15 protein-coding genes are annotated in these 15,808 nt (G+C 54.0%); 3 read left to right on the forward strand and 12 right to left on the reverse strand.

The annotated features are described in order from the left end of the window. Window positions 1–19: 19 nt before the first annotated feature. From Q0835_RS20875 to Q0835_RS20895, 5 genes are read right to left on the reverse strand one after another with little or no spacing between them, the layout of a single operon-like run. The gene (locus Q0835_RS20875; protein ID WP_298964040.1) at window positions 20–1,465 is read right to left on the reverse strand and encodes a M81 family metallopeptidase; all 1,446 of its coding nucleotides are present in this window, start codon (window positions 1,463–1,465) and stop codon (window positions 20–22) included. 20 nt (window positions 1,466–1,485) lie between these two features. Beyond that, window positions 1,486–3,396: a family 20 glycosylhydrolase gene (locus Q0835_RS20880; protein WP_298964041.1), complete on the reverse strand. Its 1,911-nt coding sequence runs from the start codon at window positions 3,394–3,396 to the stop codon at window positions 1,486–1,488. A gap of 4 nt (window positions 3,397–3,400) precedes the next feature. After that, window positions 3,401–4,201 (reverse strand): SDR family oxidoreductase, encoded by an 801-nt coding sequence (locus tag Q0835_RS20885; RefSeq protein ID WP_298964042.1) that lies wholly within the window; start codon window positions 4,199–4,201, stop codon window positions 3,401–3,403. Continuing rightward, window positions 4,194–5,060 (reverse strand): MurR/RpiR family transcriptional regulator, encoded by an 867-nt coding sequence (locus tag Q0835_RS20890; RefSeq protein WP_298816386.1) that lies wholly within the window; start codon window positions 5,058–5,060, stop codon window positions 4,194–4,196. Before Q0835_RS20890 ends, Q0835_RS20885 begins: the two co-directional genes overlap by 8 nt. A 6-nt stretch (window positions 5,061–5,066) precedes the next feature. Continuing rightward, window positions 5,067–5,453, reverse strand: coding sequence for a RidA family protein (locus Q0835_RS20895; RefSeq protein WP_298816388.1), 387 nt, complete (start codon window positions 5,451–5,453; stop codon window positions 5,067–5,069). Window positions 5,454–5,558: 105 nt separating this feature from the next. On the opposite strand from Q0835_RS20895, the gene Q0835_RS20900 reads away from it, so the two are divergent. The 3 genes from Q0835_RS20900 to Q0835_RS20910 are packed head-to-tail and all read left to right on the forward strand — an operon-like array spanning window position 5,559 to window position 8,652. Continuing rightward, a complete protein-coding gene (locus Q0835_RS20900; RefSeq protein WP_298816390.1) occupies window positions 5,559–6,062 on the forward strand; it encodes a hypothetical protein in 504 nt (167 codons plus the stop codon). 2 nt (window positions 6,063–6,064) lie between these two features. Beyond that, complete coding sequence (locus Q0835_RS20905; protein ID WP_298964043.1) at window positions 6,065–7,588, forward strand: M81 family metallopeptidase; 1,524 nt, start codon at window positions 6,065–6,067, stop codon at window positions 7,586–7,588. Further along, window positions 7,585–8,652 carry a D-TA family PLP-dependent enzyme gene (locus tag Q0835_RS20910; protein WP_298964044.1) on the forward strand — a complete coding sequence of 356 codons (1,068 nt, stop codon included), beginning with the start codon at window positions 7,585–7,587 and terminating at the stop codon, window positions 8,650–8,652. Before Q0835_RS20905 ends, Q0835_RS20910 begins: the two co-directional genes overlap by 4 nt. A 93-nt stretch (window positions 8,653–8,745) precedes the next feature. Here Q0835_RS20910 and ugpC read toward each other — a convergent pair whose 3' ends face one another. The 7 genes from ugpC to Q0835_RS20945 form a co-directional block, all read right to left on the reverse strand. Further along, window positions 8,746–9,873 (reverse strand): sn-glycerol-3-phosphate ABC transporter ATP-binding protein UgpC, encoded by a 1,128-nt coding sequence (gene ugpC / locus Q0835_RS20915; protein ID WP_298964045.1) that lies wholly within the window; start codon window positions 9,871–9,873, stop codon window positions 8,746–8,748. A 70-nt stretch (window positions 9,874–9,943) separates the two neighbouring features. Next, window positions 9,944–11,158 carry a sugar ABC transporter substrate-binding protein gene (locus tag Q0835_RS20920; protein WP_298964046.1) on the reverse strand — a complete coding sequence of 405 codons (1,215 nt, stop codon included), beginning with the start codon at window positions 11,156–11,158 and terminating at the stop codon, window positions 9,944–9,946. 41 nt (window positions 11,159–11,199) lie between these two features. Beyond that, window positions 11,200–12,042, reverse strand: a complete 843-nt coding sequence (locus tag Q0835_RS20925) for a carbohydrate ABC transporter permease (RefSeq protein ID WP_298816401.1) — start codon at window positions 12,040–12,042, stop codon at window positions 11,200–11,202. Next, window positions 12,039–12,929, reverse strand: a complete 891-nt coding sequence (locus Q0835_RS20930) for a sugar ABC transporter permease (RefSeq protein WP_298816403.1) — start codon at window positions 12,927–12,929, stop codon at window positions 12,039–12,041. The genes Q0835_RS20925 and Q0835_RS20930 overlap by 4 nt, the downstream gene beginning before the upstream one ends. 8 nt (window positions 12,930–12,937) lie before the next feature. After that, complete coding sequence (locus tag Q0835_RS20935) at window positions 12,938–14,104, reverse strand: Gfo/Idh/MocA family oxidoreductase (protein ID WP_298964047.1); 1,167 nt, start codon at window positions 14,102–14,104, stop codon at window positions 12,938–12,940. After that, a complete protein-coding gene (locus Q0835_RS20940) occupies window positions 14,101–14,865 on the reverse strand; it encodes a copper homeostasis protein CutC (protein WP_298964048.1) in 765 nt (254 codons plus the stop codon). The genes Q0835_RS20935 and Q0835_RS20940 overlap by 4 nt, the downstream gene beginning before the upstream one ends. Further along, window positions 14,862–15,773: an ROK family protein gene (locus Q0835_RS20945; RefSeq protein WP_298964050.1), complete on the reverse strand. Its 912-nt coding sequence runs from the start codon at window positions 15,771–15,773 to the stop codon at window positions 14,862–14,864. The genes Q0835_RS20940 and Q0835_RS20945 overlap by 4 nt, the downstream gene beginning before the upstream one ends. Window positions 15,774–15,808: the final 35 nt, after the last annotated feature.

Genomic DNA, 15,808 nt, shown 5'->3' on the forward strand with positions numbered 1-15,808 from the left:
ACCCAGCACGTTCGTGAGCTTACAGGGATTTGTGACAGGCCCTTGCTGACAGCCTCGCAGCCGGCAGCCAATCGAAGTCTTGTTGAAACGGAAAGGACGGTGGCCGACGCCATTCGTTTTGTAGGGCGCGAATGTCTTGATTTACGGCTCCGTCAGTCAGGGCCATTCGTGGTGGACAGGCAATCGGCGCCAACTCGGGTGAAAGATATCCCGATTTGACGATCAGGAATTTGGCGCTGGCGGGGTCGATGCCGAAAGCCTTGAAATCATCCAGCTTATGGAATGGGCGGCGGTACTCGGACAGGATGACGAGGTTGTTGGCAACCTCAAGCAGCACTTCTCGCGTCTTTTTGTCAGGATCGCCGCGCTTCAGTTGCACCTTCGCTTGGCATTCCACAGTTGGGCAAGAACTTCCGTGAGCTCCTCCAATTGTTATCTCAAGCTTGGCACCAGTTTCGGACTGCCAAGCTGCATCAACCGCTGCTGGGTCAGCAATACCGGCGAACACGCCACCTTCCATTCCCTTTTCAAGCCAGAGGTGAAGGATGTCGGTCCTGTCACCGACACCACCACCTGTCGGGTTGTCGCCGCTGTCAGCGAGTATGAAGGGATGGGTTTTGCAGGCCGCGGCGTCCATCAGGCAGTCCTCAAGCGGTTTCGTTGGGACGCCGAATTGGCAATTCTCCCGATTGTTCCAGTAACCGGCCGCAATGAGCTCGGCAGCTTGCTTGGCAGCTGTTGGATCTGTACCCGTCACAACGGCGGAAGCTGTAGATCTTTCCGTATCTGCCCAAACGTATCCCACCATCAAATTGGAGTCGTCGACACCATCTGATGCGTCGAACAACGGCAAGCCTGTGTAAAGAGACTTCATTGGCTCGTCTTCGGTGCTCGTTCGTTCCCCAGGATGGAGAACAGGCACAGGAACCCAGGCAACACACCGCTTGGAGCCACCAGAGAGTTGGTCTATCAACAGATCCGCTGCGCGCTGGTGGGTTTCCTGAACGTCAATATGGGGCGCTGTCCGGTAAGCGCAGAAAATATCGATCTGGTCGACGATATTTTGGGTAACGTTGCCATGAAGGTCATAGCTGACTGCGATCGGTAGCTTTGGCCCGATGACTTTCCGAACAGCTGCAATCCAGTCGCCTTCGGCGTCGCCCAGGCCAACCACATGCATTGCGCCGTGCATGATCAGGAGCACACCGTCGACAGGAAGACTGTCCTCAAGCTGTTTCAGGAAGTCACCTTTGAAGGATTGATAGCAAGTCTCTTCAACAGGTCCGCCAGGGACAGAACGCGCATGAAAAAGAGGCTGAAAGGCGATCTCGGCATACCGGCTGTCCGCCAGGCCTGCCTCTCTGACAAGGTCTTCACCGCGAACAATCGTAAAGTCATCAGCGGTCTGGATCAGGGGAGAATAAGTGCTGCATTCCGTGTGGATACCGCCAACCGCTATTTTCATTGTTCGCCTGTCGTCTCGTTTCATAGGGATGGGAAGTACATGCTTGATGCAGCAAAGCGCTGCCAGTTTTTCTGTGCTGGTGACGTCCAGCCTGCCTCCGCAACAACGTAAATTCTCGGGAAGACCATGTGATTGAAAAGCGCTTTGTCGGTAAGGTGCTCGCTCCAGATGCAGGCTTGAACACCTTTCAACTGGTCCAGTTTGGCCTCATGCAGGCCTTCCGAGGGTTCATAGGCGTAAGATGCTTCGGGCGTTGAAACACCCGCCCAGCTTGCGCCAGGTTCCTTCCAGCCGGAGGCCTGAACCATGTCGAGGTAATAGTGCTGCCCGGGCGTACTGACGACGTCGTAGCCTTGGTCAATCAACTCCTTTGTAACCTCGCGCTTTTGCCACGCCATCAGGAGGACACCGTCCGGATCGATGCCGCCGCCGTGCGATACTTCATCCCATCCGGCAAGTTTCTTGCCGTGTTTCGCGAGGATCTTGCGCACTCTTCCCATGAAATGAGCTTGCAATTCCAGTGTTCCGGAGAGGTTCTTCTCACTCATTAATCGCTGAGCTTTGGGTGATTCCAGCCAGGAGTGAACATCAACCTCGTCCCCGCCGATGTGAATGTATTTGCTTGGAAACAGGCTTGCGACTTCCGCAAATACCTTCTCAAGAAAGTCATATGTTTCGTCCATCGCTGGGTTGAGCGCGTTGTTGGGATAACCCTGGATGGAGTGATAACTGTTGTCGGGCTCGGCCTGATCGGCGAATTTGGGATAGGTTTTCAGGACTGCAGTTGAATGACCCGGCACATCTATTTCCGGGACGATATCTATGTTGAGGTCAAGGGCGTGGGAAACGATGTCACTGATATCGTCCTGAGAATAAAAACCCTCGTAAATTTGGGACGAAAACCCGAGTTGCCCAACCTGTTGGCAACCAGGGCCGCGTTTGGCTCCGCTGCTTGTGAGTTCGGGGTAAGCCTTGATCTCAAGGCGCCAGCCTTCGTCGTCTGTCAGATGCCATTGCAGAACATTCATACGGCCCCAGGCCAGAATGTCGAGCAGGCGCAGCACTTCATGCTTCTGCCTGAAGTGACGTGAAACATCCAGATGCGTTCCTCTCCAGCCAAAGCGTGGGGAGTCAGCGATTGAGCCCCGGACAGGAAAGCGGTAGGTGTCTGGCGCGACATAAGCGCCGTAGGCAATTTGCGCCAACACAGTCAAGCCATAGTCGCGGCCCTGTTGGCCCCCATACCTGAGCAGTGCATGTTCATTCGCGAACTCGATACCATAGGCTTCGTCTGCCAGGGTTTCGTCATGCCTCAAGGCAAGACCGCAAGTTGTCGACGAAGCTGAAAATCGGAACGGATAGGGGGCCTCGGGAAAGAGGCGTTTTGAAAGGCCGTTTATTTTTCCGGCTGCCGCTTTTTCGTCAGGAGTTCCTTCAGACAAGTGGATTGCAGAAATTCTGTCCGTCCACGCCGAGACATTGATCGTTTGGGGCCAGGGCACAATATGGATCGGTAGGTCGACCACGCCGGGAGACACACTTCTGCGCTCACCGGTATCTGCGTCATCCGGGGCATCAAGATCATTGCACAGGACCTCAACAATTTGGCCGTATATGGTGATGTAGGCCGACTTTGGTCCGTCAAGCCGGTGACGGGCCGGATTGACGAGGCCTTGAACAGCGAATGTCCAGCTCTCTCCTGGCTCAAACTTCAGGTCAGGAGGTGGAGAGAGTTCATGAAAATTGGCAATGCGTGTTAGGTTTTGCGCATTTTCCAAAGATGCATTTCCAGCTGCACGGGTCATTGCGGAATAAGCGAGCGTGAAGGACTGTAGCGTCTTCTTGCCGGTATTGGTCAGGGCAAATTCGAGGCGCGCGTCTGCAAGATTTTCTGAGGGACGATAGAAACAGTCGAGGACAACATCGGTCATGAATTCAGGTTCCGTCAAAGTCGGGCGATTGTGTAAATGTTCTGGGCAGGGCGGGGGAACCAGCTGACAGGCCGCTGTCGACCGGAAGGCAGACACCGGTGATGCATCTGGCTGCCGGGCTCAACAAAAAGGCAACAGCCTGGGCGATATCGGCCGGTTCTGGAAGAGCCTTGAATGGGTACCAGCGAAGGGCTTCTTCAAATACTTGCGGATTTTCCGACTGCCTTAATTTCCAAGCTTGCGTCTTGACCGTTCCGGGAGCAACAGCATTCGCCCTTAATCCATATTTGCCGTATTCGACGGCAAGAGCCTTTGTCGCGTGTATCAACCCTGCCTTGGCTGCGCTGTAAGCGGGGTGGCCGTAGGTTCCGAGACCATTTACCGAGGCGATGTTGACGACGCTGGCGTGCCCACAGGCAATCAGATCATCTTCAAACATCTTGAAACAGTTGAGCGCAGCTTCCAGGTTTAGCCCTACGTCCTTTGCAAGATTTTCTCGGGTCATTTGATGGAGTGAGAGCGCGCTTGCTGCTCCAGCGTTGTTGATCAATACCTCAATGGGGCCAAGAGACCGGGCGGAAGCAGCCAATTCGCAAAGACTGTCGGCATTAGTCAGATCAAACTGAAGTGCCGTCGCCTTCAAACCTTTTTCTTGAAGAGATCCAACAACCTTCTCAAGGCTGTCCTGGTCCATGTCGACAGCAGCTATGGTGTAGGTCTCTGCCAGTTGTTCCCCAATGGCGGCACCTATGTCACCTGCGGCACCTGTTACGACGGCGACCGGTTTTGAAGTCTGTTCAGTCACCCAGTGCCTCCTTGTCGTCCTGATCGCGGGTATTGGTAAGCTGATGTTTGACCCGGCGCAGGGTTTCGCGAGCTTCATCTCCGCGTCTCACTGCTATCAAAGTTGAAAGCAAATCGACGACAAACAGAAACGCGTAACGGCTGCAACTTGGTCTTAGGATGTTTTCCCCTTCCGGCAGATCGATCCCGATTGTGATATCGGCGAGGGCTGCCACAGGACGCTCGGGCCGGGTGAGCGCAATTATCGTCGCGCCATACGTTCTGGCAGCCTCGAGCGCGCGCGCCATCTGGACATTGCGTCCCGAGACGGAAGAGGCCACGACAACATCTCCTGGCCGCAATGTTGCCGCGTGCATAAGCTGCATGGCGTGATCGGTTATGCTGACAGTGCGCAAACCAAGACGGAAAAAGCGGTTCTGTATCTCGTCCGCAACCATCGACGAAGTGCCACCAGCGCCATAGGCAGCAACGAGACCAGCGTTGCTGAGCAGGTCTGCAGCATGCTGGACCGTGTCCATGTCTAACGCAGACCTGGTATTTGCGGCCGTTTCCTGCAGCTGAACCATAAGACTGTCGGCAATGTCTTGCGGAGCCTCGGAAGCAGCATTGGTCGCTAGATAGCGGGTGCCTGCAAAGGTGACCTGAGCAACCTGCACCTTGAAGGCCGTAAAGCTTTCACATCCAAGTCTTCGACAGAAACGGGTCACCGTTGGTGGCGACACGCCAGCGCGTTCAGCAACCTCGGTAATGCCCGCGTTGACAATGAAGTCTGCATCTTTGCGCAAGATCGCCGCCAGAACGCGTTCCGACTTTGATAAATCAGGTTCAACACCCTGCAACACCGACAGAATGTCTCGCATAACCGATCAATCCGGTTTCTTGTAGGCGATACAGTCGATTTCAACCTTGCAGTCGACCATCATGGTCGCCTGGACGCAAGCGCGCGCAGGAGGGTGTTCGCCAAAATAGGATTTATAGACCCCGTTGAAAGACCAGAAGTCTCGAGGGTCATCTAGCCAAACGCCAACACGAACCACGTGTTCAAGTCCGTATCCAGCTTCTTCCAGAATAGCGATGACGTTCTTGATGGTCAGGTGCGTTTGTTCAACGATGCCACCGTTCACTATCTCTCCATCTTTCATTGGGACCTGTCCGGAAACATGAAGCCATCCGTCAGCTTCTACAGCGCGTGCAAAGGGAAGATTTTGACCGCCGGCTCCTGATTTGTCGGCTCCATATCGTGTGATGCTCATTTCAAGCTCCAAAATGAAAATGATTTACATAGTGGTTTGACATTGGTTTCATTTCACTCCTATATTTTTTAAAAATCAACCGTACAAATGAAAATGGTTTCCGAAATGCGGGATAAGTCTGAAAATCAAATCAATCCATTCTCGGGTCAGGATCCCGATCGTGCGGAAATCTGGGATATGCTCGTTGATAGGGACATAACGGCATTTCTCGCCGCTGACTGGGGCCTTGTATCAAACGATTTTGAAGAAGATGCGTTTTTCGGGGTCGACGGCGGGAAGGTGGCCAACCCGGACGAATGGCAACTCGGCTTTCCCGATCTGGCGACTTACAAGAACGAATGGCTGCGTCAGGCAGAAGAGTTTTCCAAGACCGATTTTGCGGAAGACGCAAGAGCCGCGATCTTCAATGCGACTCGTCTGACAGATATCGAAATCAATGGCTCCCGGGCTATCGCTCGGAAGAAATTCGACGGTCGGATCAAAAAGGCTGATGGCAGCGAGGATCGTTTGCTTTGGCAGACGCTTTATTATTGCGTCAAGAAGAGCGGGCGCTGGAAGATCTGCAGTTTCACCGGTTACTTGCCAAATCCACTCGGCGCTGCAAACTGAAGATGACCCAGCGACGTGCTTTCACAGCTGTATTGGCAACAGAAACCAACACCTTTTCACCAATTCGCATAGACATCGATGCATTTGAGGCGTCCTTGTTGGCGCGGCCAGGCGAGCATCCCGGCACACCAACACTGTGTTCTGCCGTAGTGACCGTGGGACGGCAATTTGCCAAGGACAATGATTGGCAACTCGTCGAGGGTACATCCGCATGGGCAGATCCGGCTGGACTGGTCTCGCGTCAGTGTTATGAGCTGCTTCGGGACGAAATTCTTGGGCAACTGAAAAAGAGCGGTCCTTTTGATGTCATTGTCCTTGGCCTGCACGGTGCGATGGTTGCAGCAGGGTATGATGATCCGGAGGGCGATTTTCTGACAAGAGCCCGGGAGATTGTTGGGTCCACCGTGCCCATTGTTGCGACCATGGATCCGCATAGTCATCTGACGCGCAAGCGGATCACGGCGGCCGATGCGTTGATTGCCTTCAAGGAGTTTCCTCACACCGACTTTGTTGAGAGAGCTGAAGATGCCTGGCACCTTGCCGGGGAGACAGTTGCCGGTCGCGCGCGGCCAGTCATCAGTGTCTTCGATCCCAAGATGATCGATGTGTTTCCGACAAGCAAAGAACCAATGCGCGGTTTCGTCGATGACATGATTGAGCTCGAAAGAGGAACGCCCAACATTCTTTCGCTTTCTGTTATTCATGGGTTCATGGCGGGCGACGTACCGGAAATGGGTACGAAGATCCTTGCCGTCACCAATGATGATCACCCGTTGGGTGAACGGGTTGCAAAGGAGCTCGGAGAAAAGCTCTATGGCTTGCGTGGCAATGTCCGCAGCCCTGAACTGACCCCAAGCGAAGCATTCGACAAAGCGGTTGGCTCTTCTGGAGGTCCGGTCACAATTGCCGATATGTGGGACAATCCGGGCGGGGGGACCGCAGGCGACTCGACGATACTTCTGACCGAGGCCCTGAAGCGCCAGCTCACCAAGACCGCATTCGGCAGCATCTGGGACCCGATTGCTGTCAAACTCTGTCATGCTGCGGGCGAGGGTGCTTCGTTGAAGCTTCGTTTCGGTGCCAAATCTGCTCCGGAAACCGGATTGCCCATAGACGCCGAAGTGGACGTCATCCGCAACGTGAAGAATGCGACGCAGGTTTTTGGTGACAGCATTGTCCCGATCGGCGATGCCACGTGGATCAAGGTGGGTGAAATCGACGTTATCTTGAACTCAACGCGGGCCCAGTGTTTCGATACAAGTCTTTTCACCAATTTTGGCATAGACCTTGCTGACCTCAAGATTGTGGTCGTCAAATCGACCAATCACTTTTACCGGTCCTTTGCCGAAATCAGTCAGCTCATTCTGTACTGCTCAGCCGGGCGGCCCTATCCGAACGATCCAAGAAAGACGCCTTACAAAAAGGCACCAAGCGATATCTGGCCGATCTCGGACTATGCGTTGACGTTAGATGAAGAAGCGCAGGAAACCTTGAAAGCAACCGGCCGTTCAGGAGGCAAATCATGAGTGTCGGATACTCCATAAACGACTTGCTTACGCCAGTTGTCGTGATCGACGAGGCGGTCATGGAATCCAACATCAACGTCGCGCAACAGTATTTCAATCGGATCGGTCGAAACTTCAGGCCTCACATCAAGACCCACAAAATTCCCGCGCTTGCCTCGTTGCAGGTCGCAGCTGGAGCAAAGGGTATCAACTGCCAAAAAATCAGTGAGGCAGAGGTATTTGCTGACGCAGGTTTCACCGACATCCTAGTCACCTTCAACATGCTCGGTGATGCGCGCCTGGATCGGCTTAAGGAGCTGAATGCCAGGGTGGACCTGCAGGTGGTTGCGGACAACGATTTTGTGGTTGATGGCCTTGCAACCCGCTTTGGCGAAAGTACCCCTTTGAAGGTTTTGGTCGAGTGCGATACCGGCTCGGGTCGAAATGGTGTCCAGACACCGGAAGAGGCAGTAGTCCTCGCCAGGCAGATTGACCAAAAAACCGGCCTTACGTTCCATGGATTGCTGACTTATCCCAAGCCGTCGAGCGAGGCTGACGTTGAAACGTTCTTTGCAAAGACCATTGATCTCTTGAAACGTGAAGGACTTGATTGTCCCGTAGTGTCTCACGGTGGATCGCCCAGTCTTTTTGATTCAGATCTGGTCAAGTGCGCGACAGAACACAGGGCAGGCACATATATCTTCAATGATCGCTCGATGGTGCGTGCCGGTATGTGCGACTATGAGGATTGCGCCATGCATGTGATTGCCACCGTAGTGTCCAGACCCACCGAAAACAGGGCTGTGCTCGACGCCGGTTCCAAGGCACTTACCTCCGATTTACTCGGTTTTGCCGATCATGGCCGGATGATCGGTTATCCAGAAGCTTCGATTGCGAATTTGAGCGAAGAACATGCCGTTGTCGATCTGAGCAGGTCGGAAAACAAACCGCAAGTTGGTGAGCGTGTGCGGATCATACCCAATCACACCTGTGTGGTTTCCAACCTGTTCGACAAACTGGTCTTTCACAGAGACGGAGTGGTGACGCGCATTGAGCCCGTCTCTGCTCGTGGGCAAGTCGTCTAGGGCATTTTTCGGGAGAAAAGTTGCTCTGTCCTCCAGACGGCTTGCCCGGCAAATCCACCTAGAAAAGGGTGCAATTTGCCGGCCTTCATTGCGTCATATTTGCATTTTGGCAGGGTCGAGGTCGGACAAGGCGACCCTGCGTTCAAACGCAGCGCCATTTTCTTCAAATAGATGGCAGTCAGCACCGTTTAGCCCCATTGCGACGGACACGCCGACCCTGGCAGGTGCAGAGCCAGGCAATAAAGAGCAAAACGTATCTGTCGCACCGTCCACCACACTATAAGTCACTGTGTGGATGCCGAGATGTTCGACCACATTCGGGACAACTTCGATAGTAGCGTCTGCTGCGTCCAAGGTGAGGTCTTCCGGTCTGATGCCAAGAGTGAGTGACCTTCCTGCAATGTCGCCGTTGGTCGATACGCCGGCCACTATCTCTTGCCCATTGGGCAGGGTCACTCTGGCGCCTTTTTCGTCGGCATCTATCCCGGTCACTTTCAAGAAGTTCATTTTCGGGTTGCCGATGAAACCGGCCACGAAAAGGTTTTGCGGTTTGTGATAGAGATCAAGTGGTGTGCCGACCTGTGAAATTACGCCATGTTCCAGAACGACGATCCGATCAGCCATTGTCATGGCTTCGACCTGATCATGCGTCACATATATCATGGTGGCATCGAGCTCATTGTGGAGCTTTGCCAATTCCACACGCATTTCCGCCCGCAACGCTGCGTCCAGGTTGGAAAGAGGTTCGTCGAACAGGAACACCGATGGTTCCCGAACAATAGCACGGCCGATCGCAACCCTCTGTCGCTGGCCGCCCGAGAGTTGGCCAGGACGGTGCTTTAGCCGCTCTTCCAGTTTGAGAATACGTGCGGCCTGGTGAACCTTCTGCTCGACCAGATCATTGGAAAGCTTTTCAACCCTGAGCGGAAACGCAATGTTTTCATAAACGGACATATGCGGATAAAGCGCATAGGACTGAAAAACCATGGCGATGCCGCGTTCGACCGGAGGCAGGTTGTTGACTGTCTTGCCACTAATCTCTGCGGTGCCGCCGCTGATTTCCTCCAGCCCGGCGATCATGCGAAGCAACGTGGATTTGCCACATCCCGAAGGTCCGACGAACACAACAAATTCGCCATGACTGATGTCCAGTGAAACGCCCTTGATCACTTCCAGATTGCCGAAGGATTTGCGGACGTCATCGAGGCGTAGTTCGCCCATCGGAATTCCTCATATGTCTGAAAAGGTCCGGGCCCTCATGAAAGAGGGTCCGGACGAGTTTGCGGGAGGTTTATTTGAATTCTTCCAGTTCCTCGGCGGCGAATTCCACCGCTTCGGACGGATCGACATCGCCGGAAACGACGCCTTGAACAGCTTCGTTGATCGTGTCCTGAAAGCCGACATAATCGGTGAGGAACGGCTCCGGTCCGCCCGTCGGGATGGCATCAAGGAACGCAGCCCAGGTCGGGTCTTTTTCAACGAGGCCTTTAACTTCAGGCAAATCGCGCAGCGGTGTGAAGCCTTCAGCCAATTCGAAAGCAATCTGGTTTTCCGGATTGGTCAGCAGTTTTGCAAGTGACAGCGCCTGTTCTTCGACACCGCTTCCTTTAAAGACAGCAAGCGAATCCGTGATCAACAGCGTACTGGGCTTCCCACTCGGTCCTACCGGGATCGGGGCAACACCCCAGTTGACGGAGTCGCCAACCTGTGAGCGTTCCCACGGGCCGGAAATGAACATGCCGATTTTTCCTTCGGAAAAAAGCGGACGCAATTTGGCCCGGTCATAGGCGATGGGACCAGGTTGTGAGACGCCGGCCATCTTGCCATAAAAGGCGAGCGCTTCAACGTTGTTCGGTGAATTGAAGACAATTTCACCATCGCTGTTAATGACTTCACCACCGTTCGTATAAACGTAGTTCATGAACTGGTGCATGGTGTTGTCAAAGGACGCGGCAGCCAGACCGAACCCGTCAGCGTCTGTTTTTTCCTTGATAGCCGCAGCGGCGTCATACATTTCGTCCCAGGTTTTGGGCGCTGCTTCCGGATCAAGTCCAGCTTCTTTGAAAAGGTCTTTGTTCCAGTAAAGGGCCTTTGTTGAAAACGCGCGCGGCAACCCCCACTGCTGACCATTGGCGGTTATCGTACCGAGGATCGGCGGTGCGTAGGTCGCCTTCTCATCTTCGGTCATGTCCACAGGAATGATCAGATCGTTGGCGGCGAGCTGCTTAAGCGTGCGGGAGCCCATATAGGCGATTGCAGGCGGGTTGCCCGCGCTTGCAAGCGTTGTGGATTTTTCCTGACACTGACCCCAGGGAACGAATTCCACTGTGACATCATATCCAGGATTGGCAGACTTCCATTCTTCGATCAGCTGCGCCTGGAGCGGGATGCCCGCACCTGTGTCGTCGCCGCAGTTGATCATGTTGATCATCTTGTCTTCCGCAGCGGCTGCGCCGGTCAGACCGACTGCAAACACGCTTGCCATCAAAATGGACTTCATAGTCATTTTCCACCTCCGGTTATTGTGTGTGGGTTGCTATGCGGGACTTACTCCTTCACGGCACCGGCGGTCAGGCCCGCGACGATGTAGCGTTGGAGGAAGACGTAGAGGAGCAGCACTGGAAGGATGCCGACCAAACTTGCAGCCATCAGTTCGTTCCACACAACCGTTTGACGGCCGAAGAACTGGAACAGTCCGACTGGGAGAGGGTTGAACTCGTTCACCGAGTTGAAGGTGAGTGCAAAGATGAATTGTTGAGCGTATGCCGCAATGAATGTTGCGATGGCGACGACCATGATGCCGGGCAGGGCGATCGGCAGGATGACCCGTATCATGGTGTAGAGTTTGCCGGCTCCATCCACCCAGGCAGCTTCCTCGAGCTCACGTGGTATCTTCATAAGGTAGGAGCGCAGCAACCAGATGCCTGTCGGGATCACGAATGCAGTGCCTGGAACAATCATCGCGAAATAAGTGTTCAGAACACCAAGTTGCTGCATCACCTTGTAAAGCGGGATGATCAGGACCGCGCCGGAGACCATGTTCACGGCAAGAAAACCTGCGAGGAGCCCTGTGCGCCCGGAAAACTCAAATCGCGCAAATGCATAGGCGGCCGGAACGATGGCCAACAACCCGCAAATGGTGATCGCACTGGAGATAAAAATCGAGTTGATCATGTAGCGCGCCAGCAAGGGAACGCTGCTCCACATTTCCCAATAGGCCTCGAACGTCATGTTGTCCGACAGAAACCGGTATGGGATTGAAAACAGCGACTGCATGGGCCGCAACGACACCGTGAAAGCGGTGATGAACGGTGCGAGAATGAAGGTCAAAAACAGGGCAAGCCCGGCATAGATCAATACAAACTCGTACCAGCGATACTTGTTGATCATACCTCTTTGTCCTTCTTTGATAGCCTGGAAATCATCAGGAAGTAGAAGGTGGAGAACAGCGACAGGAAGATCACGATCATGACGGCACGCGCTGCACCTTCGCCGTATTTGAAGCGGCTGATCGCAGTCTTGTAGGTGTCGATAATCATCGTTGTGGTCGCGTTGCGGGGACCGCCTTCTGTCAGAATCCAGATGATGTCGAAGGAGTTGAAAGTCCAGATGGCGGACAACAGCGACATCGTCGCGATGGCCGGCATGATGAGCGGCAGGGTTATCCGGCGAAAACGATAGAACCTGGAAGCACCGTCGACCCAGGCCGCCTCATGCAGGTCAGGCGAAATGGCCTGCATTGCCGCCAGCAGATAGACTGTTACAAGAGGAGTTCCGATCCAGACATCCGTGACAATGGTCGAAAAGAAGGCAGAAGACTTGAAGGCCAGGAATTCGAACGGCCCTTCAAGCAGTCCAATGGATTGACCAATGCCGGAAATCATTCCGAACTGCCCATTGTACATCCAACCCCAGATGAAGACGCCAATTGGGATCGGGATGATCCAGGGCGGCATCACCAATACGCGCATAAGAGTTTTGCCGGGAATAGCTGCGTTTAGCAGCACCGCACCGAGCGTTCCGACGACAATTTTGAAAATGACTGACAGCGCCATCCAATAGAATGTTCGTGCTATTACTTCCGGAAATCGCCGGGAGAACATCTTTTCGTAATTGGCAAAGCCAACATAGTTTTCGACGGGGCGCAGCGAGGCATCTGTGAAGGATAGACGGATAGTCTCCACCAGAGGCCATGCGACTACGATCAACGTCACAACTGTTGCCGGTATCAGCAATAGGTACGGGAAATAGTCAGTTTTTCGAGTGTTGAACGCCATTGTCCCCTCTAAGCCAACCCATAGCTGTCAAATTGGTCCCAGGTATCTTTCAAGTCGATAACGGAGCGGGCATGACGCGCTTCATCGAGTTTGATTGCAGTCAGCCCTGCTTCAAGCGCATCGAGAACACCGACCGGCAACCCGCCGCCGTTTTTGAAGTAGTGAACGAGATCCTTGGCCATCGCTTCGTCAGCGCCGTAGTGACCGTCACGCGCTTCAGCGAGCTGTGGTTTGTCGACAAGTCGCTTCGAAGTCAGTGCATCGTGCACACGGAAATAGTTCCGGATGAAGTCACCTTCGGCCATGCCCTTTGTGCCCATGATCGCAAAACGCCGGAATTCATCGGGCACATAAATGTTCGTGTGAAAACAAAGGTTCGCGCCGTCCTCATATTCAATCAGCGCGGTCTGGTAGTCGATGATGTCACCATCTGAATCGAAATCTGCGTTTCCGCCACCCCATCGCGGCGTGAATGGGTCGACACGCCCCGAGATTTCAGGGGCCGGGAAGCTATGATCCTGTTCGGGACGGTTCTCCGGAACGAAGCTTTTCCGGCCACCGAAACTGGAAACATATCTTGGACGGCAACCGACAACGCCCTGATAGAGGTCGAGATCATGGCAGCATTTCTCAAGCATGAAGCCACCGGAATTTTTCTCGTAGCGGCGCCAGTCCCGCATAAAGAAGGAGCCATGATAGGGACCGATATGCTCTGCAGCCTCGATTGAAACGACTTTGCCGATCTGCCCGTTGTCCAGGCTGCGCCTTAACTCGGTGTAGAGCGGCGAATAACGCAAGACCAATCCGACGAGTACTCTTTTCGCTCCGTCATTTGCTTTCATCAAAGACAGCAGCTCAAAGGTTTCCTCTTCGCTGACGACAACAGGTTTCTCGCAGAAAATATAAGGAACGTCGGATTGGAGAGCGGCCCGGAGGTGATCAAGATGCATGAAGTTTGGAGAACCGATCATCAGGAGATCAAGGTTTTCCTTTGCCAGCATATCAATTGGATCTGAATAGCTTCTCAGGCGTTGCCCGGATTTCTGTTCAACATGTTTCAGACCGGCAGGTGTCGAGTCCACATAGACTGCAGGTTCCAGGTCCGTTGAAACACCCTGAAGGCAATTGCTGACATTTGCAATTCGGGCGCCGAGGCCGAGGTAACCGGTCTTCATGCTGCGGCCTCCAAATATTTGTCCATAGCATCCCTCAATGCTCGCACGAGCTTTGCATCTGTTGATCTGACGCCGGTTTCACCAATAAAGCCGAGTTTGCTTTCAAGGGCATCGGGCGAAGGGGCATCAACATAGGAGCCACAGGATGCGTGGAGTTCATGGACGCCTGCGTGCGCCAGAAGGCTCTGAGCATTCGCGGCTGAAACGCCTGAACCTGCCATGATCGAAATTCGGCCTGCTGCTTGTTTTACGGCACTTGCGAGTGCTTCCCGGCCTAGATCTGCTGTCGTAGCCTGGCCGGAAGACAGAATGCGTTCAAACCCAAGTTCGATCGCGGTTTCCACCGCAGATGCATAGTCTTTCACTGTATCGAAGGCGCGATGCAGGGTCACAGAAAGCGATGTGTTCTCGATGGCCGCAGCCAGAAAGTCTCGATCCAATTCGCGCTGTTCGGTTACTGCACCAATGACAACTCCTTCCAGACCCGCATTTTCGGCCATCTGGATGTCGCGTAGCATCACTGCTTTTTCTGCGTCCGAATAGTAGAAGTCGCCCGCACGCGGCCGGATCATTGCATAAACGTCAACAGGCAATTTTGAAGCGGCAGACATCATCCCGGCCGATGGTGTCAGTCCACCGACGTCAAGTGCAGCACAAAGCTCAATGCGACCTGCTCCGCATTCAGCAGCTGTCCAGGCACCCTCCAGGGTGTCGACACAAATCTCGAGGATGAGGGTGTCGCTTGAGGGGGGTAATCTCATGCAGCCCACTCCCTGAACGACATTCGGGCTACGATACCTGCACCTTGGAGGCCACCATTTTCCGCAAAATGGCCTTTCAAAACCAATGCCTGCTCATATTTGGCCAACACGATCTCACGCGTTTTACGATCAATCAGATCAAGCAATGCAATGTCGTTGGAAAGTCCTCCGCTAACCGGAATAACGTCGGGCCCAAGCGTATTGACCAGGCCTGAAAGAGCACGGGACAGGAGGGTTGAATAAGCCCCTATGGTTGAAGAAGCTTTCACATCTTCCTGGTGCCAGGCCTGGGTGATTTCCTCGCTGGAAGAAGTAATGCCGTGAAGTGACTGGTGGATCCGTTCCAGCCCGCGGGCAGAACAGATTGCGTCAATGCACCCGATTTGTCCGCAGCCGCAAGCATAGTGACCGATACCCGACAATTGGCCACCGGCGCTGGGGTCAAGCACCGGTCCATGCCCCCATTCACCGGCGATGCCGTCAAAACCCGTCACCAGCTTGCCATCTATGACGAGACCGCCGCCAACGCCTGAGCCGAGAATAATACCGAACACAACGGATTTGCCCTTGCCGGTGCCGTCAACGGCTTCCGCAAGCGCGAAAGCATTGGCGTCATTTGTTATAACAACGGGGCGTCCCAGAGCTTTTTCCAGATCGGACAACACGGGACGTTTGTGAAGGCAGGGTATGTTGGCAACGTCAGCTACTCCGGACCGGTCATCAAATGCGCCTGCAAGCGAGATCGAAATGGGAGTGCCTGAACTTCCGGCACACGAATTAATGGCGCCTACAAACGCGTCCCAGTCGGCGCCGGGCGTCGCGACGCGGCCGTTTTCTGTGACGGATCCATCTTCACGCAGCGTTCCGTGCCGGATGAAGGAACCCCCAATATCGAAACAGGTGATCATCGCCTGTGATTACGCCTCTGGATCTATTTGTTTGC

It is taken from the genome of uncultured Roseibium sp. (assembly GCF_947499295.1).
Classification (GTDB): domain Bacteria; phylum Pseudomonadota; class Alphaproteobacteria; order Rhizobiales; family Stappiaceae; genus Roseibium.